A 20,655-nucleotide genomic window follows, 5' to 3' on the forward strand; every position below is an offset into this window, starting at 1 on the left:
GGGCCGAGGCCGCAGACCGCAACGGGTCGGTGGCCCGGCGGCCTCACCGAGGCTGCCGGGCCACCGGGCTCTCGCCCCCGACGTCCCAGTTGTTCCGGTCGCGCCTGGTCACGCTTGGTCGCGCCTGGTCACAGCCTCACATATGGCCCGGATCACTTGCGACGGGAGGGAGGTGGAAGTCCCCGCGCAACGAGGCACGCCTCAGCCGCTGGTATCCGCGCCGCCCGAGTCCTGGTCCGCCTGGCGCCACTCGCGGTAGCGCATCACGAAGCTGGCGTTCTCGCCGTAGATCCGCCGGCGTACGTAGAGGATCGGTCGTCCGTCCGGTGCGCAGCTGACTCCCTCGCGCAGGAGCAGTGGACTGCCGGCCGCGACGTCGAGTCGCTGCGCGTCGGCGATGTCGGCGGCGATCGCGCTGAACGAGCGCCAGTCGTATTCAAGTTCGATATCGATCGCCTCGGCCACCGCCACCGTGGTGTTCCGCGACTCCGTCGACTCCGCGAAGCCTGTGGGCAGCAGGTGCGTGGCCACCCAGTAGCTGTTCACGGCCCAGGGCTGGGCGGAGATCACGATCACGGTGTCGATGCGGGTCAGCGCGCTCGTGGGCAGCCGCAGGTGCTCGGCCGCCTGCCGGTCGGGCGCCGTGTCCGAGCCGACCGACACCTCCACGGCCCGTTCCTCGGTGCCCTTCAGGCCGCGTACGGGCACGGGCACGCTCTGGCTGCCGACATCGAGGCGGGCGCTGTTCGGGTCGACATCGATCGTGGCCCGCACGACCGGCCGGCGTACGAAGGTGCCGACCCCCCGCCGGATCTCGATCGCTCCCGCGCGGTCGAGTTCGGCGATCGCCTGGCGGACAGTCAGTCGGTTGGCGCCGAATTGTAGGCACAGCTCCGGCTCGCTCGGCAGTCGGGAGCCCGGGGGGTACTCGCCGGTGTCGATGCGCTCCTGGATGGCGTGGGCGAACTGGAGGTACAACGGACCGTTGTTTCGTGGTGTCGGCACGTGGCGAATCCTACGGATCCGGCGCCCTGGGTCCAGTCCGGGTTCGCATCCGTGAAGTTCTCCTGTTGTTCAACCGGGTGCGGCCCGGCAAGGGATAGCATCTGTGTCGTCTAGACGGCTAGACATCTAGATGCCTGGTCGGAGCCCCAGCAGGCCCTGCACAGCCGCCTGGTGAAGGGCCCCGCCCCCCCCGGCACCCCATCGAATGAATCGCAACACCACGACAACCCCGACGGGCAGGCCGACACCATGCACCACCAGCACGAGCCGCACGCCTGGATCACCACACCCATCACCGCGAACCTCCTGCGCGGAGCCCTCGACCTGGAGCAGACCGAGCGCGGCCTGCTGCCGCACCGACTGCCCGCCTGGGCCCGCGCCCAGTGCGCCGACCCGCAGCTGGCCAGGGCAGAGTCCCAGCCCTCCGGTGTACGGCTGGCCTTCCGCACCCGGGCCACCGCCGTCGAACTGGACACCCTGCCGACCAAGACCGCCTACGTGGGTGCCCCGGCGCGCCCGGACGGCGTCTACGACCTGCTCGTCGACGGCCGCCTGGCCGGTCAGGCCGGCGTGACCGGCGGCGACACCCTGACCATCGACATCACCACCAGGACCGCCGAGCGCCGCCCGGGCACTGTCGGCACTCTCCGCTTCAGCGACCTGCCCGACCGGGCCAAGGACGTCGAGATCTGGCTGCCGTACAACGAGACCACCGAACTCGTCGCGCTGCGGACCGACGCCCCCATCGAGCCCGTGCCGGACCGAGGCCGCAAGGTGTGGCTGCACCACGGAAGTTCCATCAGCCACGGCTCCGACGCCGCCGGCCCCACCAGCACCTGGCCCGCCCTGGCCGCTGCCCTCGGCGACGTGGAACTGATCAACCTGGGCCTGGGCGGCAGCGCCCTGCTCGACCCCTTCACCGCGCGCACCATGCGGGACACCCCCGCCGACCTGATCAGCGTCAAGATCGGCATCAACGTGGTCAACCACGACCTGATGCGCCTGCGCGCTTTCACCCCCGCCGTCCACGGCTTCCTCGACACCATCCGCGACGGCCACCCCCGAACGCCCCTGCTCGTCGTCTCGCCCATCCTGTGCCCCATGGTCGAGGACACACCCGGCCCCAGCACGATCGACCTCACCGCTCTCAGCACCGGACAACTCCGCTTCCGGGCAACGGGCGACCCCGCGGAGCGCGCGAGCGGAAAGCTGACGCTGGGCGTCATCCGGGACGAGCTGGCCCGCATCGTCGAACAGCGGTCCGCCGACGACCCGAACCTCCACTACCTCGACGGCCGCGACCTCTACGGACCGGCCGACGCCGCCGGCCTCCCGCTGCCCGACCAACTCCACCCGGACGCCGCCACCCACCAGCACATGGCCCAACGCTTCGCCACCCTCACCTTCACCACCCCGGGCCCCTTCAGCCACTGGCCGGAGCGGTGCCGTTCGGCCGGTTCGGCCGCGCGGTGTGGATGTAGTTGAGGAGTATGCCGGTGAAGGGCTCGGGGACTGGGGTGGGTGGATCGCCGAGCCGGAGCGCGACCTGATCGGCTTCGTGCTGGACCTCGCGGATGGGTGAGCCGGACCAGCTGCCGGATGGGCTGGGCATAGCGCAGGATCAGTGCGGTGGCGACCCCCTCCATGGGCGGGAGCTCGTCGCTGATCACGACCTTGCGGATCAGGGCGATGCGCCGGTGCCGGCTGACCGGGCCTGGGGCGGATTCTCGGAGAAGCCGGGAAGCCGAGCAGCGTCCTCGTTCAGCGCGAGGTTCAGCATGAGGTTCGGCACGAGTCGGCGCAACCAGGTGTGGTGCCAGCCGACTTGTCGGCATTCGACCGGCCCTGACGGGAGCCGTGCGGCCCTCGACCCATCCCCCTGCGAGGCCGGGCCGAGGGCGGCGTAGTGTGCGCAGTGTGAATGAACTGATCTTCCGGGGGAAAGACAGATTCCGCCCAGACTGGTCCGATCTCGGGCCGGTGCTCATCGTCGTCACGATCGAACTCGTCGCCGGCCACCTGAAGTTCCACCTCGGCCTCGGCCCCATGGTCCTGATCGTCGGCGGGACCGTGGTGCTGGCCGCCGCGAGCCGCCTCCTCGCCATGCGGTACTGGAGTAGGGTCGGCACCGACGGAGTCACCATCTGCTGGGGGTTCGGCCGTGGCCGCACCTACTCCTGGCAACAGATCTCCTGGATCGACGTGTCGGAGATCCAAGGCCGCGGCGCGCCCACACGTGTGGCCCGGATCCACACCACCGACGGCCGACGCCACTGGATGTCCACCGTGATGGCCAGCGACCTCCACCCGTCGGAGGACTTCGACGCCGACTTCCGGCGGGTCGTCGACTGGTGGAAGCACAACACCAGTCCGAGCCAGCGCGTCCTGCCGGAGAAGCGGTTCCGGGACCGGCTGACGCCCGTGAGGGTCGCGGTGCTGTGCACCATCGCCCTCGCCGTCGTCCTCTTCGTCTTCACCGTGGTGCTGGCCCAGTAGCCGCCTGAACGTGTCGGCCCGGCTCCCCGACGGGCGTTGGGCCGTGGCGCTGACGTGGGGAGATCGGTCGGTCCTGTCAGCGAGCCGGTGGGGTGAGGGCGGTGCGGTCGAACGGGCCGCCGTGTGAGGCGGCGTACGTGACGGCGTCGTTGACGGCGCTGAGGCCGAACGACCGGACCCGTTCGGGGGCGAGGTCCAGGGTGCCCGAGGCGAGGAGCCGGATGATGCCGACGTTCGCCGTACGCGGGTACATCCACTGGCCGCGCACGGTGACCGAGTTGCGCATGATCCACGGGTACGGGAGCGCGAGGTCGTCGCCGCCGAGCATGCCGACGCCGCCCATGAGAACGACGCGGCCGTACTCGCGCACGGTCATGGCGGCCGTGCGCGCCGCCGGGCTGGGTGCGCTCGGCGGCAGCAGGTCGATCACCATGTCGATCGGGCCGCCGCCCGCCGCGGACATCGCCGCGCGGTCGCCGGCCTCGTCCCCGCTCAGCGGGACCGGGCGCACCCTCGGACCGAACCGGTCGGCGAGGAGGTCGAGCGCGGCCCGGTTACGGCCGGGGGCGACCACGCGGCCCGCCCCCATGGCGAGCGCGACCGCGACCGCACTGCTGCCGAGGTTGCCGGTGGCCCCGCTGACGAGCAGCGTCTCACCGGCTGCGAGCCCACCCTGGTCCGGGCACTGCGCGCGGGCTCGATCGACCTCGCCGTCCTGACGTCCCGCCCGCCCCACCGGCCCGTGGACGGCGAGTCGCCGCGCCTGCACGTCGAGACCGTCGCGGACACCGAACTGGTCGTGGCGGCGCCTTCGACCGGAGCGTTCGCCGGCCGCACCGCGGTGCACGTCGACGAACTGGCCGACGCCCCGTGGATCGCCGCCCCGGCCTCGAACTCCGAGCCACTGCTCGGCGTCTGGCCCGGCCTGCCCGCACGGCCGCACATCGTCCACAGCGCGCGCGACTGGCTGACGAAGCTCCAACTGGTCGCCGGCGGCTTCGGGGTGACAACGGTGCCCTTCCGGCTCTCCCCGGTGCTGCCGCCCGGGGTGAGCCTGCTGCACGTCGAAGGCGCACCTCCCGAGCTCCGCCGGGTCCTCGTAGCGCGCCTCCCCGGCCGCCCGACCCCGCCGGTCACGGCCGTCACCCGAGCCATCACCTCGACCGCCTGATACGTGCCGCCGGGCCCCCGGACCCAGCGCCGAGACCACCGACTCGCCGTGCACCAGCTGTCGGCGCCCGTGTGCAACCTTCTCGGTGGTGCGGCGGTGAGTAGGGCAGAGCGATGGCCCGGTTGGGTCGTCGCGCGGACGCGAAGAGGAATCGGATGACCGTGAGCGTATTGCACATCCCAGTGGAGGACCCGCCCCCGTCCGTCACGGCACCGGCTTCCGCGGGCGGCCCCGGCCTGCGGGAGCTTGACTTCGAGGGGTTCGCCGCCGCGCGCTGGCGGCAGTTGGTGCGCACCGCCTACCTGCTCACCGGTGACTACCACGAGGCCGAGGACGTGGTGCAGGCGACTTTCGCGAAGGTCTTCAGGAACTGGTCCCGGATCAGCCGTCTGGAGGAGCCGGACGCCTATATCCGCCGGGCCCTGGTGAACAACAACCTGAGCCGTCACCGGCGGCGCCGGGTCAGGCAACTGCTCGTGCCCGTCCTGCCCGATCGGGCGCACACCGCGGGCGGTGGCCACCGCGACGTCGAGGAACGCTCGGTGCTGCTCCAGGCGCTGGCGGAACTGCCGCAGCGCCAGCGGGCCGTGGTCGTCCTGCGCTACTGGGAGGACATGAGCGAGTACCAGGTCGCCGAAGCGCTCGGCTGCTCGCTGGGCAATGTCAAGAGCCAGGCCAGCCGAGGCCTGGCGAAACTGCGCGGACACCCGGCGTTGGCCCCGTATGCGGCGGACACCGGTTCGACGAGCGACGGCACGAACGGAGACAACAGGTGATGGACACCGAGAACATGATGCGCGGCGCTCTGCGAGATGAAGCGGCCCGGGTCGCGGTGGCGGACTGGTCTGCCGGACCCGTGCAGGTCCAGGTACGCAGGCAGCGGCGGGGGCGCCGGGTGGCGATGGGCGCGTCGGCTGTGGTGGCCGCGCTCGCGGTGGTGGCCGGCACGGGCGCGGTACTGTCCGCGCAGCGCGCGGTCCAGACCGTCGGGCCGGCCTCGCAGGCTCTGGCCGTACCGGAGGGGCCGGCTCCCGAGGCCGTGGTGGTGGAGCCCGGCCAGCAGCTGTCGTTGGGCCGCCAGGACTGGTGGATGCAGCTGAACGACCAGGAGATCTGCATCCACGACGCCCCCGCCTACCGCAGCGGTCCGGGGTGCGGCGGGCACTCCTGGGCGGGCGGAGCGACCGAGATCGTCATGCAGTACTACGGGAACCCCCCGCAGTACCAGGAGGGTCTGTACAACCTCATCTACCACGGGCCCGGGCGGGTGGCCCGGATGACCATCGAGGTGGACGGCCAGGTGTCCTGGGCCACGGTTGCCTCACTTCCCGGCAACCCGGGCTACGCCACCGGCTATGTCTGGGGGCCGCCCAGCCGCAAGACCCCCAACGGTTCGACGGCATACCCGTTCGAAGGCGTCAAGCTCGCCGCGTACGACGCTCAGGGGAAGGTGCTGGCGAGCAAGACGCTGACCTCCTGAATCAGACCGCCGCCGCGATCCCGGCGGTGCCCGGCCGGTCGGGGAAGCCGCCAAGTGGCTGCTCTCCCACCCGTAGTGCGCCCGGACGTTCGGGTTGACGCTCGGGTTGAGGCCCGACGCGTCGGACGCGCCGGGCGAGGACGGTGCCGCCCCGGCGCCCGGTTGCCGGGGATCCGCGTCGGTGGGAGACGTCTGCCGGGCGGATCGACACCCTGCAAGGATCCGGCGCTCGCCCTGGCAGCCGCCGTCCTGCGCCAGCCTTGAGCTCAGCCCTGAGTTCAGCCTTGAGCTCAGCCCTGAGCTGCGCCGAGCCACCTGCCGAGCGCCTCGCCGAGCCCGTCCGGGGCCTCACCGCTGCCGCCCGCCCAGGCGACGAACCCGTCCGGGCGGACCAGCAGGGCGGCCAGCGCGGACTGTTCGGGGCAGTGGGAAGTCACGACCCGCAACCGGTCGCGGTGGCCGTCGGCGCGGGCGCGCAGCTCGGGGTCGTCGGTGAGGTCCAGCAGCAGCGCGCGGCCGTCGTGCAGGTGGTCGGCCAGCTTGCTGCCGTCGGCGAGTACGAGGTCCGGCGCGCTGCGGCCCACCAGCGGGTGCTCGCCGGGCAGGTCGTAGCGCTGCCACACGCCGGAGAGCTGCTTGACGAAGTAGGTGGTCCCGGCCGCGGTGTCGGCCAGCTGGGCGACGACGTTGCGCAGTGCGTCGCTGCCCGGCTCGGGCCGCATCAGCGCGACCTGCGCCCTCGTCCAGTCCAGGACCCAGGCGCCGATCGGGTGCCGCTCGGCGGTGTAGCTGTCCAGCAGGCCCTCCGGCGCCCAGCCCTGCACGGTGGCGGCGAGCTTCCAGCCGAGGTTGATCGCGTCGCCGATGCCGAGGTTGAGTCCCTGGCCGCCGAACGGGGAGTGCACGTGCGCCGCGTCGCCGGCCAGCAGCACCCGGCCCGCGCGGTAGGTGCTTGCCTGGCGGGCGTTGTCCGTGAAGCGGGTCGCGCTGTGCACCTTGGTGATCGTCACGTCCACACCGCTGACGTTGCGCAGGCCGGCCTGCAACTCCTCGGCGGTGACCGGCGACTGGCGGTCCGCGGGCGGACCGTCGAACTCCACGGTGAGGATCCGGCCCGGCATCGGCCCGTGCACGTACGTCCCGACCGCGGTCCGGTTCCAACCGGCGCCCAGGGCCTCGGAACCGGTCATCTCCACCATCGCCTGGTGGCCGGTGATCTCCGGGGCCGTGCCGGGGAAGTCGAACCCGGCGAGCCGGCGCACCGTGCTGCGGCCGCCGTCGCACCCGACCAGCCAGCCGGTTCGGATCGGCGCACCGCCGTCGGTGTGCACGGTCACCCCGTGCTCGTCGTTGTCGAAGCCGGTCAACTCCACGCCCCGGCGCAGCTCGACGCCCAGCTCGGCCGCGCGCTCGCCGAGCACGTGCTCCAGGGCGGCCTGCGGGATGAGGGTGGCCTTGTCGACGGGGCCGCGGTCGGCGAAGTCGGGGTCGTCGGCGGGGTCGAAGCGGTCGAGGCTCAGCATGATTCCGGCGAAGTGTCCGGCGATCCGCTGCGGTGCCCGCGCGGGCACTGCGCTGTCGGCGGGCACCGCACTGTCGGCGGGCAGTTCGCCGTTGGTGGGCACTGCGCCGTTGGCGGGTGGCCCGCCCGGGCGGCGCTGCCGGGTGAACTGGGCGAACTTCTCCATTGCCTGCGCGTGGATCTCTTCGAGCGCCGGCAGCAGCCCGCGCCGGTAGAAAGCCTCCACGCTGGGTGTGTTGATGGCGCCCGCCTTGATCGTCTGGTCCACCTCGGTGAGCCGTTCGATGACCAGCACCGAGGTTCCGGCGAGCCGGAGCTCGCAGGCCAGCATCAGCCCGACCGGCCCGCCGCCCGCCACCACCACGTCGTAGTCCGTGCCTACGTCGGTGCCTGCGTCTGTGCGCATGTCCGTGCCCGTGTCCGTGTTCATGACTTCACTGTAGTCACTAAAAATCTGTGGTGGGTATAATTTCGGCCATGGATGTAGCCAAGACCCCGGACGCCGACGACGAACCGCAGTCCCGGAACCTCACGATGCGTCAGCGCAAGAAGGTGCAGACCAGGCAGCGGATCTCCGGCGTGGCCACCACCCTGTTCCTGGCGCGCGGGTTCGACCAGGTCACCGTCGCGGAGGTGGCCGAGGCGGCGGAGGTCTCGACCATGACGGTCTTCAACTACTTCCCGCGCAAGGAGGACCTCTTCCTGGACCGGATCCCGGAGGCCGTCGAGCTGTTCACGAGCGCGGTGCGCGGCCGCCCGGCCGCCGAGTCCCCGCTCGCCGCGCTGCATCGCCTGATTCTCGAACTCGTCGACGAGGGCTACCCGTTGGCGGCGCTGCGGGATCGCTTCACGGCCTTCTGGCGGGTCGTGGTGGACTCCCCGTCGCTGCGGGCGCGGGCCCGCGAGGGCGTCGAGGAGCTGGAGGCCGCGCTGACCGAGGTGATCGCGCAGACCTCGCCGGACCCGCAGCCCCGGCTGACCGCCGCGCTCGCCGTCGCCGCCTATCGCACCGGCTGTCTCACCTCCGCAGGCCGGATGCTGGCGGGGGAGAGCGCGGCGGCGGTCGACCCCGATCATCGGGCCCTGCTGGACGAGGCCTTCGGTGCGCTCAGGCGGGCGCTACCGCTGTCGTAGCGCCATCGCTGTCGTAGCGCCGCCGCGGACGCGGACGGCGGGCGGCCGACAGGCCGAAGTGGCCTGCGGTCGCCCTCCGTTCAAAAATCCCCGCGACTACTCCGGCCGTCTGGTTCGAACGCTATGCGGACGACGCGGTGCTGCACTGCGTCAGCGAGCGCCAGGCCCGTGAGGTGCTGGCCGCGCTCACGGACTGGATGGTCGAGGTCGGGCTGCGTCTGCACCCGGACAGGACCCGGATCGTGTACTGCAAGAACGGATCCCGCCAAGGCTCCTACGAGCACGAGGCGTTCACGTTCCTCGGGTACACGTTCCGCGCCAGGCGAAACCGGGCTCGGCACGGCAGGCTCTTCCTGTCGTTCGAGCCGGCGGTCAGCCAGGACGCTCTGGCGAGGATCGGCCGGGAGGTGCGCTCCTGGCAGCTGCACACCCGCTCCGATCTTTCCTTCAATGAGCTCGCCCGATGGGTCAACCCCATGGTGGCGGGCTGGATCAACTACTTCGGCCGCTTCCGGCCGTGGGAGCTGCATCCCTTCTTGATGCGCATCAACGCCTACCTGGTGCGCTGGATCCGCCAGAAGTACAAGCGGCTCAAGGCCAAGCGGAAGGCCATCGCGAAACTGCGGGAGATCGCCCAGCGATATCCCTGAATGTTCGCGCACTGGCGCCTCACCGTGGACGCCTCGTCGGCGTACACCTGAATGTGCACAGGCGAGTACAGCCGAACGTGCACAGCGGTGGTGCCCGAGTTCCGTTGGTGGTTCGGCTTTGCCGGTCAGTTCTGCTCGGGGGCGAGGCGTGCCGCGCGGGTTGTGAGGTGGCGCCGCTCCGGTGTGCTGGTGGTGCGTCGGGCTGCCTCGCGATAGGCGTGGGCCGCTGCGTCGAGGTCGCCGAGCTGTTCCAGGAAGTGGGCGCGGGCGGCGAGCAGGCGGTGGTGGCGGGCCGTCCGTTTGTCGGATTCCAGTGCCGCCAGCAGGTCGAGCCCGGCAGCGGGTCCGTGCACCATGGCGACGGCTACCGCGCGGTTGAGAGTGACCATCGGGTTCGGTGCGAGGTGCTCCAGCAGGTCGTAGAGGGTGAGGATCTGCGGCCAGTCGGTGGCGTCGACGTGCTCGGCCTCGTCGTGGACGGCGGCGATGGCCGCCTGCAGCTGGTACGGGCCCACCTGTCCGCGGGGCAGGGTGCGGCTGATCAGGTCGAGGCCCTCCGCGACAAGCCGGCGGTTCCAACGGGTGCGGTCCTGCTCGGCCAGCGGCACCAGGTCGCCGTCGGGTCCGGTGCGGGCGGGGCGGCGCGCGTCGGTGAGCAGCATCAGGGCAAGCAGCCCGGCCGTTTCGGTGTGGTCGGGCAGCAGGCGGTGCAGCAGGTGGGTGAGCCGGATCGCCTCGGCCGACAGGGCCGGCGCGGTCAGGTCGGCGCCGTCGGTGGCGGTGTAGCCCTCGTTGAAGATCAGGTACAGCACGTGGAGCACCGCCTCCAGCCGTTCGGCCCGGTCGGCTGCCCTCGGCATGCACAGCGGGGTGGCGGAGGTTTTGACGGTTTGTTTGGCGCGGCTGATGCGCTGGGCCATGGTCGCCTCGGGGACGAGGAAGGCCGCGGCGATCTGGGCGGTGGTCAGGCCGCCGATCGCGCGCAGTGTCAGGGCGATCCGGCTGGGCTCGGACAGTGCCGGGTGGCAGCACAGGAATAGCAGCGCCAGGGAGTCGTCCCGGTCCGTGTCCGGTTCGGCGTCGGCGGCGCGGCTCAGCAGCTCGGCCTGCGGAGTGGCCAGGGCGATCCGGTCCTCGCGGCGCCGGCGCGCCTGCTCACTGCGGACCTGGTCGACCAGCCGGCGGGAAGCAATGGTGACCAGCCATCCCCGGGGATTGTCCGGCGTTCCCTCGGCGGGCCACTGGAGGGCGGCGGCCAGCAGCGCCTCCTGGACGGCGTCCTCGCATGTGTCGAAGACGCCGTACCGGCGGATGAGCGCGCCGAGGACCTGCGGCGCCAGTTCGCGCAGCAGGTCCTCGACGCCGGGCTTCTCGGTCACAGGTCCGTCGCGGCGTCGTGCAGCACCGTCCACAGCTCGACCGGCTCGATGTCCGCGAAGGGCATGTCGGCGGCGATCTCCTGCGCGCGCTCCAGGGACTCGCAGTCCAGCATGTAGAAGCTGGCGATGTACTCCTTGGTCTCCAGGTACGGCCCGTCGGTGACCGCCGGGACGCCGTCCTTTCGGCGCACCAGCTGCGCGTTGGCCGCGTCCGCCAGGCCGTAGGCGCCCAGCAGTTCACCGCTGTCGCGGTACTTCTTGTTGAACGCGTCCTGCTTGGCGATCGCCTCGGGCCAGGCATCGGCCGGGAAGGAGTCCCACTTGGCCTGGTTGCCGTAGATCATCGCAACGTACTTCATCAGGTGTCCCCTTGTGTCCCGCGCGCCCACTCGGCGCGCTTGCACCCCTCAGTCGGAGCCGGGCACAGGCCCTCGACATCCGGCACGAAACAATTCCTTCGGCTGCTCTTCCGAACCGTGGTGGCGGGCTGAACTGCCCGAACGGCACAAACGATCAACCTACCCGGCGCCCTCCGCCCAGGGACAGCCACCCGCACCGGTGCACGTTCGCGCGTACCCGACTGTGCAGATTGACCCGTACGCCGGCTACTGGGGCAACTACCACGCCGGGATCGCTGCCGGGCTATCTGGTGATACCTCCATCGCGCGGCATCGCCTCGACCAGGTCCTGGCCGAGGATGCCTTCGCGCCTTGGACGGTCCAAGCTCAGGACTGCGCCCGGCAACTCCACGGACTGGCAGGAGACTCCTAAGCCTTCCGGGACTGGGCGACGGCAGCCACCACCTCCTGCAGGCAGCGACTCAAGCTCCAGACGTGGGAGGCAGCAGCGATCAGCGGCAGCTACTGGAGCTGACTCGCGCGCCGAAGCTGCCGCGCTCGGTGGGAATCCCACCGCTTGCCGGGCCCGACCAGTGCCCCGTTTCCATCGATCCGGTCCCTGTCTCAGGTGATCCGGTCCGATTCGTCCGTCATCTCGGATGATCCGGTCTGGGCCGGCCGCGCCTGTTCCCGAGGCAGAGCCTGGTCGCCTCGCTGGATCCGTCGCGGCGCCCCGGACAACGGCCGGAGATCGGCCAGGGCGAGACTGCTCTCATGAGAGTCAGATGCCTGCAGATCATCCACCCCGCGGCCGACGTTCCGGTCGCGGAGTTCGACGGGATCCGGGTGGGCGGTGTCTACCCGGTTGCGGAGATGGTCGCATGCGACATCGATTGCCAGATTCGCGTGCTCGGCCCCGAGGTGCCCGATCCCGGACTGCTCTGGGACCCCGCCCACTTCGAGACAGTGGACACCCGAATACCACCTGGCTGGACCCTGGTCATCGACGGCGGCAGTACCCGCCTCGCGGACGCCCGTTGGCAGCGCCCCGGCTTCTGGGCCGACTACGACCACGGCGACCCGCGGGCCCGGGCCGACTACGAGCACGTGAAGCGTGAACTCCTCGCCGCCGCCCCACCATCCGAGAACTGACCCCTGCGCCGGGGCGGGGGAGAGCGCGGCGGCGGTCGACCCCGACCATCGGGCCCTGTTGGACGAGGCCTTCGGTGCGCTCGGACGGGCGCTACCGCTGTCGTAGCGCCATCGCTGCCGTAGCGCCGCCGTGGGCGCGAACGCGAACGCGGGCGGCGGGCGGCGGGCGGCCGACAGGCCGAAGTGGCCTGCGGTCGCCCTCCGTTCAGAAATCCCCGAGACTACTCGACGACGAGCGAGACCGGGATGTTGCCCTGGGTGGGTGTCGCAGGCGCCTTGGCCGGCCCCCCGATAGCCGCTGGCCGGGTTGTTCGACCGAAGCGTCATCGGGAACAGCATCCATGGGGGGCGGGCCTGTGGACCGGTGCGTCGAGCCGGATCGGCTCGCCGTGATCAGGTTGCGAATGTGTGCGAACTATCGCACTTTGCGTAAATGCGATACATGCAGAGCGTTACGGCATGTGGTGCGCGTTTGGCGCCGGCCCGGCCCTCAGGGCTTCGGCGTAGTTGGCTGACGCCCGGTTTGTGGTGATCTGCTGGCTGGTGGGTGCCCTGGAGGCAGGACAGGCACGGCTTCCAAGATCATGGAGTTCTCGACGCCCCGCGACCTGCTCGCGTTCCTCGGCCTTGCGTGATCAGCTCTGGGCCAAACCCGGTGACACGCGTGTGCCGTACAGGGAGACTGGCGATAGACATATACGAGCAGTCGAAGGCCGAAGGGCAAAGAGTGGCACTGGCGAAGAAAGGGTCCCGCCGCATTGTCGTCGACGGCGTCGAGTACCGCTGGCGAGTGAGCAGGAAACCGTGCTGCGACTACGACGGCATCACCTTGGGTTACATGGTGGAGGACGCGGCCTGTCCCGGAACGACGCTCGTCGTGGAGACCGGTCGGCCGGCCGTGCTCGAACCGAACATGCTGCCGGCTGAGGTCGTCCTGCCGCGCGAAGTCGCCGCAGGTATTCGGGCCGGGCGGTCGAACGGCTGGACGCCCAGCTCCAACGGTTCGCCGTTCAAGCTGCACCTCTCCGCTGTCTGACCGGGACGTACCGAAAGAGGCGCGGCAGCGCGGGCGGGCAACCGGTCTCCCACGGGATCCGAGCGTGGCGGAGCCTGGCCACGTGCTACGACGAGACGCCCGACAACTACATGGTGAGGCTCCAGCCGCGCGGATCGCGTGGGTCCGGTACCTGGGCCAGTCGCTCCAGCAGGCCGGGGACCTCCCCGGGAGCGGCGTCGGACTGCTCGCGTAGCTGGTCAAGGGCAGGCGGGATCGGGGATGCTGCGTCGGCAGGCACGGTCTTCCAGGCAGGTCGCGGGGCGTCGAGAACTCCACGATCTTGGAAGCCGCGCCTGTCCTGCCTCCAGGGCACCCGCCAGCCAACAGATCACCACAAACCGGGTGTCAGCCAACTACGCCGAAGCCCTGGCCCGGCCCTGGGCGGTTCGGGCCGGGGCCTGCGCGGTGAGCCTGGCGGGTTCCCTGGCGCTGACGGTGGGCCTGGCCCCGTCCGCGTCCGCTGCCACGACCCAGACCTTCACCGTCCCCGCCGGGACCACCAGCATCACCGCCGTCCTTATCTCAGGCGGAGGCGGCCAAGGCGGCGCAGGCGGCAACGGCTGCGTCACCCTCACCTACTGACCGAGCACCTGAGGCTCTCGAAGAACGCAGATGGCCCTACCGCCCCCGACCAGGGATGTCCGCTCGCCCAGGAGCCGTTCGGATCGCCGTCACCGCGACGGCGATCGGAACGGCCCCTCGCCGTGACCGGCCGCCGCCGAGGGCAACACCGTCACCATGGTGGAGAGCACGGACCGGGCGTGGTCGGCCGCACGTTCGAGGTCCTGGTCCCGGGCGAGGCCAGCAGCGACGTCGTCGCTGTCCAACTGGCCGGTTCTGTGTCCGAGTTGCCCGCGCTTCGGTCGCGCAGGGGGGGCGGGTCTCCGGTCAGTTCTCGACCCAGAAGGAGCGCGGGTGCGAGTTGAACCTGACCGAACGGCCGGCCGACACGCTGAACAGCGATCCGCCGGTGCAGTCCTCGCCCCAGTAGAAGCGGACCGTGCTGTCCGTCGCGTTGTTCACGCCTGACAGGGGCCCGTGTGCCTCCCTCGGGACGTCGTAGCAGCCGGGGGCCGGGTCGAGGTACGGCACGCCCGGGCCGCTGCCCGACCCGTCGGGGAAGATCACGTTGTAGAACGTCAGGGTGCCCGTGGCGGCCTGGGCGGACGTGGGGACGGCCACGGCCAGCGTCCCTGCGGCGATGAGGGTACCGATCGTCGTGACGAGGCGTCGCATGATGGGACCTCCGGTACGCCGGGTCGCCGGGTGCGGCCCGTGATCGCAGCCAACGGTAAGGCTGCGTACGCGAATCGTCACCGGCGTGAAGGGGTGCGAACGGGGCGCGAAGGCCTTGCCCCTGCCAGGTGACAGCCCGGCAGGGGCGTCGTCCGTCGCTTCCGCCGACGGCGCGCCCTGGACGCCGGCCCGTCCGCGGCCGGAACGGAACGGAATGGAACGGAACGGAACGGGCCCCTGGGGCGGGAGTGGGGCTCCCGGCCCGGGGGCCCGTGGTGCGTCCGGCTGGTCAGGACGCTGTGGCAGCGTCGATCAGCGGTCGGTGGCAGGCCACCGTGCGGCCTGGTGCCACCTCCCGCAGCTGCGGTTCCTCGGTGGCGCAGCGGGTGTCGGCCAGGGGGCAGCGGGTGCGGAAGCGGCAGCCGCTGGGCGGGGCGAGGGGGGAGGGCGGGTCGGTGGGGAGGAGGCCGGTGTCGCGCAGCGGGCGGCCGGGTTCGGGGACGGCGGCGAGCAGGGCGGCGGTGTAGGGGTGGGCCGGGGCGGCGAGGACGGCTTCGGTGGGGCCGCGTTCGCAGATGCGGCCGAGTTGGAGCACGGCCACCTCGTCGCTCACCGCGCGGACCACGCCGAGGTCGTGGGAGATGAAGAGGCCGGCCAGTCCGCGTTCCTCGGTGAGCCCGCGCAGCAGGTTGAGCACGGTGGCCTGGGCCGAGACGTCGAGGGCGGAGACCGCCTCGTCGGCGATCAGGACGCGCGGTCCGGCGGCCAGGGCCCGGGCGATGGCGACGCGTTGGGCCTGCCCGCCGGAGAGCTGGTGGGGGCGGCGGTCGCCGAACAGGGCGGGCGGCAGGCCGACGGCCGTCAGTTGCTCGGTGACGACCTGCTCGCGGTCGCGGGCCGGGTCGGGGTGGGCGTCGAGGGGTTCGGCGACCAGGTCGCGGACCCGGCGGTGCGGGTTGAGGGAGGAGAGCGGGTCCTGGAACACCAGCTGGAGGCGGGGCCGGACGGCCCGCAGGGCGCGCGGGGAGAGGGTGGCGAGGTCGGTGCCGTCGAGGGTGACGGTGCCGGTGGTGGGCGGGGGCAGCCGCAGCAGGGCCTTGGCGATGCTGCTCTTGCCGGAGCCGGACTCGCCGACCAGGGCGAGGGTGCGGCGCGGGTGGAGGGCCAGGTCGACGCCGCTGACGGCGTGCAGCGGGCCGGAGCGGGTGCGGTGGACGACGCTGAGGCCGGTGGCCTCCAGGACGGCCGTCCCGGGAGCGGCGGCGTCGGGGGTGACGGCGGCGGGGGCAGCGGCGTTGGGGGCAGCGGCGTCGGGGGCGGTGGTCATGCCGCGGGCTCCAGTTCGTCGGGCGAGGGCGAGGAGGAGGACGGAGGGGCGGGCGAGGACGACGGTGCGTCAGGCGGTGCGGTGAGCGGGAAGTGGCAGGCGGCGGTGTGGCCGTCCGCCGCGGTGTGGGTGGGGGGCGCGGTCGTGGTGCAGAGGTCCGTCGCCAGTTCGCAGCGCGGGGCGAAGGGGCAGCCGGGGGTGGGCCGGGTGAGGTCGGGCGGCGAGCCGGGGATCGCGGGCAGGGTGCGGCGCAGCGGGCCGGTGACCCGCGGTACGGAGCGCAGCAGGGCCGCGGTGTAGGGGTGCCGGGGGTGGCGGGTGACGGCCTCGGTGGGGCCGGTCTCTACGATCCGGCCGCCGTACATGACGGCGATCCGGCGGGCCCGCCCGTACAGCAGGCCGATGTCGTGGGTGATCAGCAGGGTGGCGAGGCCGCGGCTGCGCCGGTGCTGGTCGAGCAGGTCGAGGACGGTGCGCTGGACGGTGACGTCGAGGGCGGTGGTGGGTTCGTCGGCGAGCAGCAGGGCGGGTTCGCCGGCCAGGGCGGCGGCGATGCCGACGCGCTGGCGCAGGCCGCCGGAGAGCTCGTGCGGGTGGGCGCGGGCCCGCCGGGCGGGGTCGGGGACGTCGACGGCGGCGAGCAACGCGGTGGCGGTGCGCAGCCGTTCGCGCCGGGAGAGCCGGCGCCGGTTGGTGAGGGACTCGGTGACCTGGTCGGCGATCCGGACCACCGGGTTGAGCGAGGTCATCGGGTCCTGGTGGACCATGGCGATGCCGGTGCCGAGCAGTTCGGCGCGGCGGGTGCGGGAGGCGGCGAGCAGGTCCTCGCCGTTCAGCCGGATCTCGCCGGTGGCGACGGCCCTGGTGGTGCGGGACTCGACGCCGAGGACGGCGCGGGCGAGCACGGACTTGCCGGAGCCGGACTCGCCGACCACGCCGAGGCACTCGCCGGCCGCGATGGTGAGGCTGACGCCGTGCAGGACGTGCAGGGCGCGGCCGTCGGGGGTGTGCAGGACGGTGTCCAGCGAGCGGACGTCGAGGACGGGAAAGCCGACGGCAGGTTCGTCGAGTACCGGGACGTCGAGGGCAGGTTCGTCGAGCGCCGGGACGGCAAGGGCAGGGACGTCGAGGTCGGGGGCGGAGGTCATCCGCGCGCTCCCTTCGGGCCGGCGGGGCCACCCGAACGCAGGTGCTCCCCGAGGTAGTTGAGGGCGAGGACGGTCAGGCAGAGCACGGCCGCGGGCGCCAGCGAGATCCACGGCGCGCTGCCGAGGGCCGTGCGCCCCTCGGCGATGATGCCGCCCCAGGAGGGCTCCGGCGGGCGCAGTCCGAAGCCGAGGAAGCTGAGCGAGCCCTCGGCGACGATGGCGACGGTGGTGGCGGTGAAGGCGAAGGTGAGGGCGGTCGGTACGACGTGCGGGACGATCTCGCGGCGCAGGATGCGCAGCGGGGCGGTGCCGAGCATGCGGGCGGCCTGGACGAAGCCGCGCTCGCTGAGCGAGAGCACGACGGCGCGCACCACCCGGGTGAAGTGCGGGACGGTGAACAGCCCGATCAGTGTGCCGATCACGGTGAGGCTGGGGCCGCGCAGCGAGACCACGATCATCACCAGGATCAGGCTGGGCACGGACATCAGCAGGTCGGTCGCGAAGCCGATCGCCTTGTCGAGTGGGCCGCGGAACCAGCCGGCGGCGAGGCCGAGCGTTCCGCCGCCGAGCAGGCCGACCAGGATGGTGAGGCCGGCGACGGTGAAGGAGGCGCGGGCGCCGGCGACGGTGCGCTGCAGGACGTCCCGTCCGGCGCTGTCGGTGCCCAGCCAGTGGCCGGGGCCGGGGGCGGCGGCGGGGTGGGCGAAGTCGCCGTGCAGCGGGTCGAAGCCGGGCAGTAGGGGCAGCAGCAGCGCGGCGAGGGCGACCACGGCCAGCCAGGCCCCGGCGGCGAGCACGCCGGCCGGGGGCCGGCGGCGGGCGGTGCGCGCCGGGGCCGCCTCGGCGGTCACGGCGGTGGTCTCAGCGGTGCTCATGGGCGATCCTCGGGTCGATCGTGCGGTACAGCAGGTCGACCGCGAAGGTGGCCGCGACCACGCCGACGGCGCTGACCACCACCACGGCCTGGACGACGGGGAAGTCCCGGCCGGAGATGGCCCCGGCGGCCAGGCTGCCGACGCCGGGCACCGCGAACAGCGACTCGACCAGCACCGAGCCGCCCAGCGAGGTGCCGATGCCGATGCCGACCAGGGTGACCAGCGGCAGGCTGGACGGCCGCAGGGCGCGGCGCAGCAGCAGCCGGGTGGTGCCCATGCCGCGGCTGCGGGCGGCGGCGATGTACGGCTGGTCGAGGGTGTCGAGCAGTTGTCCGCGCAGGGTGCGGGTGAACACGGCGGCCTCGGTGAGGCCGAGGGTGAGGGCGGGCAGCACGAGGTGGCGCAGGTTCTCGGCCGGGTCCTCGGTGAACGGGGTCCAGCCGGTGGCGGGCAGGATGCGCAGTTGGACGGCGGCGATCCAGATGAGCAGCAGGCCGAGGGCGAAGCCGGGGACGGCGAGCCAGCCGAAGGTGCCGGCGGTGGCGATCCGGTCGAAGGTGCCGCCGGGGCGCCAGGCGGAGAGCAGGGCGACGGGCACGGCCAGGGCGAGTGCCACCAGCTGGGCGGCGAGGAAGAGTTCGAGGGTGACGGGGATGCGGTCGGCGAGTTCGGTGGTGACGGCGGCTCCGGTGGACAGCGAGTGGCCGAGGTCGCCGTGCAGGGCGTCGGCGATCCACTGCCAGGTGGCGGCGAACAGGTTGCGGTCCAGGCCGAGCCCGGCCTCGTAGGCGGAGATCTGTTCGGGGGTGGCGGTGGGGCCGAGGGCGGCGACGGCGGGGGAGCCCGGCATCAGGTGGGGCAGGTACAGGGCGGCGACGGTGACCAGCAGCAGCACGGCCGCGGCGCGGCCGAGCCGCCCGCCGTGGCGCAGCGCGGTGCGGGTGCGGGGGGTCACCGCTTCACCCACAGGGGGGCGGGGGAGACGTTGAGGACGGTGCGCTTGGACAGGTCGGGCAGTCCGCCGACCTTGGCGGAGCCGAGGAAGCCGACGGTGTTCTCGGTGAGGAAGGCCATCGGCACCTCGCCGATAACCCGCCGGGCGGCCTGCTGGTAGGCGGCCGCACGCTTGGCGGTGTCGGTCGAGGAGCGGCCCTCGGCGATCGCCTTCGAGGTCTCCGGGTCGGACCAACTCATGAAGTTGTACGGCGAGTTGGGAAGGTAGAGGCTGGTGAGTGCGGTGTCGGTGTCGCCGAACATGCTGGTGGGGAAGTCGATCACCTGGAACTTGCGCTGGAGCAGCGCGGTGCCCAGGCCCGCGGCGTCGAGCGGCTTGATGGTCACCTTGATCCCGGCCTCGCCGAGCATCTGCTGGATCACGGTGGCGCGCTGCTGGCCCTCGGGGCGGCTGTCGACGAGGTAGTCGAAGGCGAGGTCGGGGTGGCCGGACTCGGCGAGCAGCGCCCGGGCCTTGGCCACGTCGTGGGCCGGGTACGCGGCGGCGGTGCGGTACGGGGAGCGGGAGCCGATCGGGCCGTCCGAGACGGCGCCCTGGTCGAGGGAGACGACCTTCTCCAGGGCCTCGCGGTCGATCGCGTACTGCACGGCCCGGCGGACCCGCACGTCGTCGAAGGGCGCCGACGTGGTGTTGAAGACGATGGTGGTGGTGCCGCCGGGCCCGGTGGCGCTGCGCAGCCCGTCGGCGGCGGCCTGCTTGAGCTGGCCGGGCGTCTCGGTCCAGATCAGGTCGGTGTCGCCGGAGCGCAGCGACTGGTAGCGGCTGTCGGTGTCGGTGAGCACCCGGTAGACGAGCTTGTCGGCGTGGCCCTTGGCGCCCCAGTACGCGGGGTTGCGGGCGAGGGTGACGGAGACTCCGGGCTGCACGCTCTCCACGGTGTACGGGCCGGAGCCGACGGCGGGGGAGTCGCCGGCCGGGGCCTCGGAGACGTAGCCGAGGGAGCGGGTGAACAGGTTGGGGAAGGCGGCGTCGGGCGCTTTGAGGGTGAAGGTGAGGGTGGTCGGGCCGGAGACGGTGGTGGCGCCGATGGTGGCTGCGTCGATGGCGCAGGCGCACTTGCTCTCCGGCTTGGCGAGCCGGGTGACGTGGTCGGCGACGGCCTGGGCGTCCAGCGGCTTGCCGTCGCTGAACTTCACGCCCTCGTGCAGGTCGAGGGTCCAGACCGTGGCGTCCGCGTTGGGGGTGAAGGACTTGGCGAGGTAGGGCTGGACGGCGCCGTTGTCGCCGTTGACCATCAGCGGGTCGTACAGGGCGTTGGCGAGGACCATCATCGGCATCGAGGTCAGGGTGCCGTCGGCCGGGTCGAGCTTGGCGAACGGCCGGTCCAGGCCGATCTTGAGCGTGCCGCCGTCCACGGCCGGCCCGTCGTTTGCCGCGCCGGTGTTCCCGGCGCCGGCGCCGGCGCCGGAGACCGCGTCGTCGGAGGCGGAGCAGGCGGTGAGGGTGAGCGCGGCCGTGCAGGCCGCCGCTACCAGGAGGTGGGTGTGCCGCTTCATGGTTCCTCGGTTCGGGGGAGGGGGCGGGGACGGCCTGGGGGAGTGCGGCCGCCGACGCCCCACACCATTCCGGAAGTGGCAGTACTGCCAAAAGGCAGTTGTGCAAATTTCAGATGACGAGACCCGGAAGAGTCGGCACTCGCCTTGAGCGAGCACGGTCGGACGTGATTCGGT

At 72.1% G+C, this 20,655-nt stretch carries 20 protein-coding genes and 2 pseudogenes; 10 read left to right on the forward strand and 12 right to left on the reverse strand.

Annotated elements, in window-relative coordinates; all coding sequences use genetic code 11:
- Nucleotides 1–201 precede the first annotated feature (201 nt).
- Nucleotides 202–1,005: a GntR family transcriptional regulator gene (locus tag AB0R04_RS02425; protein WP_363367410.1), complete on the reverse strand. Its 804-nt coding sequence runs from the start codon at nt 1,003–1,005 to the stop codon at nt 202–204.
- A 249-nt stretch (nt 1,006–1,254) separates the two neighbouring features.
- Between AB0R04_RS02425 and AB0R04_RS02430 the strand changes: the two genes are divergently transcribed.
- Nucleotides 1,255–2,490, forward strand: coding sequence for a GDSL-type esterase/lipase family protein (locus tag AB0R04_RS02430; RefSeq protein WP_363367412.1), 1,236 nt, complete (start codon nt 1,255–1,257; stop codon nt 2,488–2,490).
- Between the two features lie 495 nt (nt 2,491–2,985).
- Nucleotides 2,986–3,501 carry a hypothetical protein gene (locus AB0R04_RS02435; RefSeq protein WP_363367414.1) on the forward strand — a complete coding sequence of 172 codons (516 nt, stop codon included), beginning with the start codon at nt 2,986–2,988 and terminating at the stop codon, nt 3,499–3,501.
- A 76-nt stretch (nt 3,502–3,577) separates the two neighbouring features.
- Here the strand turns inward: AB0R04_RS02435 and AB0R04_RS02440 are convergent.
- Nucleotides 3,578–4,174, reverse strand: a pseudogene (locus tag AB0R04_RS02440) (zinc-binding dehydrogenase); the annotation flags it as partial.
- Between AB0R04_RS02440 and AB0R04_RS02445 the strand changes: the two are divergent.
- From AB0R04_RS02445 to AB0R04_RS02455, 3 genes and pseudogenes are all read left to right on the forward strand, one after another.
- Nucleotides 4,169–4,672, forward strand: a pseudogene (locus tag AB0R04_RS02445) (LysR substrate-binding domain-containing protein); the annotation flags it as partial. The pseudogenes AB0R04_RS02440 and AB0R04_RS02445 sit on opposite strands and share 6 nt — an antisense overlap.
- Before the next feature lie 236 nt (nt 4,673–4,908).
- Nucleotides 4,909–5,448, forward strand: a complete 540-nt coding sequence (locus AB0R04_RS02450; RefSeq protein ID WP_363368003.1) for a SigE family RNA polymerase sigma factor — start codon at nt 4,909–4,911, stop codon at nt 5,446–5,448.
- Nucleotides 5,448–6,152 carry a hypothetical protein gene (locus tag AB0R04_RS02455; RefSeq protein WP_363367416.1) on the forward strand — a complete coding sequence of 235 codons (705 nt, stop codon included), beginning with the start codon at nt 5,448–5,450 and terminating at the stop codon, nt 6,150–6,152. Before AB0R04_RS02450 ends, AB0R04_RS02455 begins: the two co-directional genes overlap by 1 nt.
- 290 nt (nt 6,153–6,442) lie before the next feature.
- Here the strand turns inward: AB0R04_RS02455 and AB0R04_RS02460 are convergent, their stop codons facing one another.
- A complete protein-coding gene (locus AB0R04_RS02460) occupies nt 6,443–8,104 on the reverse strand; it encodes an FAD-dependent oxidoreductase (RefSeq protein ID WP_363367418.1) in 1,662 nt (553 codons plus the stop codon).
- 47 nt (nt 8,105–8,151) lie between these two features.
- Between AB0R04_RS02460 and AB0R04_RS02465 the strand changes: the two genes are divergently transcribed.
- Together AB0R04_RS02465 and AB0R04_RS02470 are read left to right on the forward strand one after the other, a co-directional pair.
- Nucleotides 8,152–8,808 (forward strand): TetR/AcrR family transcriptional regulator, encoded by a 657-nt coding sequence (locus AB0R04_RS02465; RefSeq protein WP_363367420.1) that lies wholly within the window; start codon nt 8,152–8,154, stop codon nt 8,806–8,808.
- Nucleotides 8,809–8,894: 86 nt separating this feature from the next.
- Nucleotides 8,895–9,458: a group II intron maturase-specific domain-containing protein gene (locus AB0R04_RS02470; RefSeq protein WP_363368004.1), complete on the forward strand. Its 564-nt coding sequence runs from the start codon at nt 8,895–8,897 to the stop codon at nt 9,456–9,458.
- Nucleotides 9,459–9,583: 125 nt separating this feature from the next.
- Here the strand turns inward: AB0R04_RS02470 and AB0R04_RS02475 are convergent, their stop codons facing one another.
- Nucleotides 9,584–10,837 carry a sigma-70 family RNA polymerase sigma factor gene (locus AB0R04_RS02475; protein WP_363367422.1) on the reverse strand — a complete coding sequence of 418 codons (1,254 nt, stop codon included), beginning with the start codon at nt 10,835–10,837 and terminating at the stop codon, nt 9,584–9,586.
- A complete protein-coding gene (locus AB0R04_RS02480) occupies nt 10,834–11,196 on the reverse strand; it encodes a YciI family protein (RefSeq protein WP_363367424.1) in 363 nt (120 codons plus the stop codon). Before AB0R04_RS02480 ends, AB0R04_RS02475 begins: the two co-directional genes overlap by 4 nt.
- Nucleotides 11,197–11,949: 753 nt before the next feature.
- Between AB0R04_RS02480 and AB0R04_RS02485 the strand changes: the two genes are divergently transcribed.
- The 3 genes from AB0R04_RS02485 (at nt 11,950) to AB0R04_RS02495 (ending at nt 13,966) form a co-directional block, all read left to right on the forward strand.
- The gene (locus tag AB0R04_RS02485) at nt 11,950–12,327 is read left to right on the forward strand and encodes a hypothetical protein (RefSeq protein WP_363367426.1); all 378 of its coding nucleotides are present in this window, start codon (nt 11,950–11,952) and stop codon (nt 12,325–12,327) included.
- A gap of 727 nt (nt 12,328–13,054) precedes the next feature.
- The gene (locus AB0R04_RS02490) at nt 13,055–13,363 is read left to right on the forward strand and encodes a hypothetical protein (protein WP_063352105.1); all 309 of its coding nucleotides are present in this window, start codon (nt 13,055–13,057) and stop codon (nt 13,361–13,363) included.
- 363 nt (nt 13,364–13,726) lie between these two features.
- Nucleotides 13,727–13,966: a hypothetical protein gene (locus AB0R04_RS02495; RefSeq protein ID WP_363367428.1), complete on the forward strand. Its 240-nt coding sequence runs from the start codon at nt 13,727–13,729 to the stop codon at nt 13,964–13,966.
- An 89-nt stretch (nt 13,967–14,055) separates the two neighbouring features.
- On the opposite strand, the gene AB0R04_RS02500 is transcribed toward AB0R04_RS02495, so the two are convergent.
- The 7 genes from AB0R04_RS02500 to AB0R04_RS02530 form a co-directional block, all read right to left on the reverse strand.
- Nucleotides 14,056–14,211 carry a hypothetical protein gene (locus AB0R04_RS02500; protein WP_363367430.1) on the reverse strand — a complete coding sequence of 52 codons (156 nt, stop codon included), beginning with the start codon at nt 14,209–14,211 and terminating at the stop codon, nt 14,056–14,058.
- Between the two features lie 61 nt (nt 14,212–14,272).
- Nucleotides 14,273–14,620, reverse strand: a complete 348-nt coding sequence (locus tag AB0R04_RS02505; RefSeq protein ID WP_363367431.1) for a hypothetical protein — start codon at nt 14,618–14,620, stop codon at nt 14,273–14,275.
- A 289-nt stretch (nt 14,621–14,909) separates the two neighbouring features.
- Nucleotides 14,910–15,947, reverse strand: coding sequence for an ABC transporter ATP-binding protein (locus AB0R04_RS02510; RefSeq protein ID WP_363367433.1), 1,038 nt, complete (start codon nt 15,945–15,947; stop codon nt 14,910–14,912).
- Complete coding sequence (locus AB0R04_RS02515; protein ID WP_363367435.1) at nt 15,944–17,095, reverse strand: ABC transporter ATP-binding protein; 1,152 nt, start codon at nt 17,093–17,095, stop codon at nt 15,944–15,946. Before AB0R04_RS02515 ends, AB0R04_RS02510 begins: the two co-directional genes overlap by 4 nt.
- Nucleotides 17,092–17,970 carry an ABC transporter permease gene (locus AB0R04_RS02520; RefSeq protein ID WP_363367437.1) on the reverse strand — a complete coding sequence of 293 codons (879 nt, stop codon included), beginning with the start codon at nt 17,968–17,970 and terminating at the stop codon, nt 17,092–17,094. Before AB0R04_RS02520 ends, AB0R04_RS02515 begins: the two co-directional genes overlap by 4 nt.
- Nucleotides 17,957–18,925 (reverse strand): ABC transporter permease, encoded by a 969-nt coding sequence (locus tag AB0R04_RS02525; protein ID WP_363367438.1) that lies wholly within the window; start codon nt 18,923–18,925, stop codon nt 17,957–17,959. Before AB0R04_RS02525 ends, AB0R04_RS02520 begins: the two co-directional genes overlap by 14 nt.
- A complete protein-coding gene (locus AB0R04_RS02530) occupies nt 18,922–20,481 on the reverse strand; it encodes an ABC transporter substrate-binding protein (RefSeq protein ID WP_363367440.1) in 1,560 nt (519 codons plus the stop codon). The genes AB0R04_RS02525 and AB0R04_RS02530 overlap by 4 nt, the downstream gene beginning before the upstream one ends.
- Nucleotides 20,482–20,655 lie beyond the last annotated feature (174 nt).

Origin of the sequence: Kitasatospora sp. NPDC056731 (genome assembly GCF_040687675.1) — a bacterium.
Classification (GTDB): Bacteria; Actinomycetota; Actinomycetes; order Streptomycetales; family Streptomycetaceae; genus Kitasatospora.

Excerpts from the sequence above, each read along its gene's own strand:
- AB0R04_RS02430 (WP_363367412.1), top strand. The coding sequence starts at position 1,255 with ATGCACCACCAGCACGAGCCGCACGCCTGGATCACCACACCCATCACC.
- AB0R04_RS02455 (WP_363367416.1), top strand. The coding sequence starts at position 5,448 with ATGGACACCGAGAACATGATGCGCGGCGCTCTGCGAGATGAAGCGGCC.
- AB0R04_RS02460 (WP_363367418.1), bottom strand. The coding sequence starts at position 8,104 with ATGAACACGGACACGGGCACGGACATGCGCACAGACGCAGGCACCGAC.
- AB0R04_RS02465 (WP_363367420.1), top strand. The coding sequence starts at position 8,152 with ATGGATGTAGCCAAGACCCCGGACGCCGACGACGAACCGCAGTCCCGG.
- AB0R04_RS02480 (WP_363367424.1), bottom strand. The coding sequence starts at position 11,196 with ATGAAGTACGTTGCGATGATCTACGGCAACCAGGCCAAGTGGGACTCC.
- AB0R04_RS02485 (WP_363367426.1), top strand. The coding sequence starts at position 11,950 with ATGAGAGTCAGATGCCTGCAGATCATCCACCCCGCGGCCGACGTTCCG.
- AB0R04_RS02505 (WP_363367431.1), bottom strand. The coding sequence starts at position 14,620 with ATGCGACGCCTCGTCACGACGATCGGTACCCTCATCGCCGCAGGGACG.
- AB0R04_RS02510 (WP_363367433.1), bottom strand. The coding sequence starts at position 15,947 with ATGACCACCGCCCCCGACGCCGCTGCCCCCAACGCCGCTGCCCCCGCC.
- AB0R04_RS02515 (WP_363367435.1), bottom strand. The coding sequence starts at position 17,095 with ATGACCTCCGCCCCCGACCTCGACGTCCCTGCCCTTGCCGTCCCGGCG.
- AB0R04_RS02520 (WP_363367437.1), bottom strand. The coding sequence starts at position 17,970 with ATGAGCACCGCTGAGACCACCGCCGTGACCGCCGAGGCGGCCCCGGCG.
- AB0R04_RS02530 (WP_363367440.1), bottom strand. The coding sequence starts at position 20,481 with ATGAAGCGGCACACCCACCTCCTGGTAGCGGCGGCCTGCACGGCCGCG.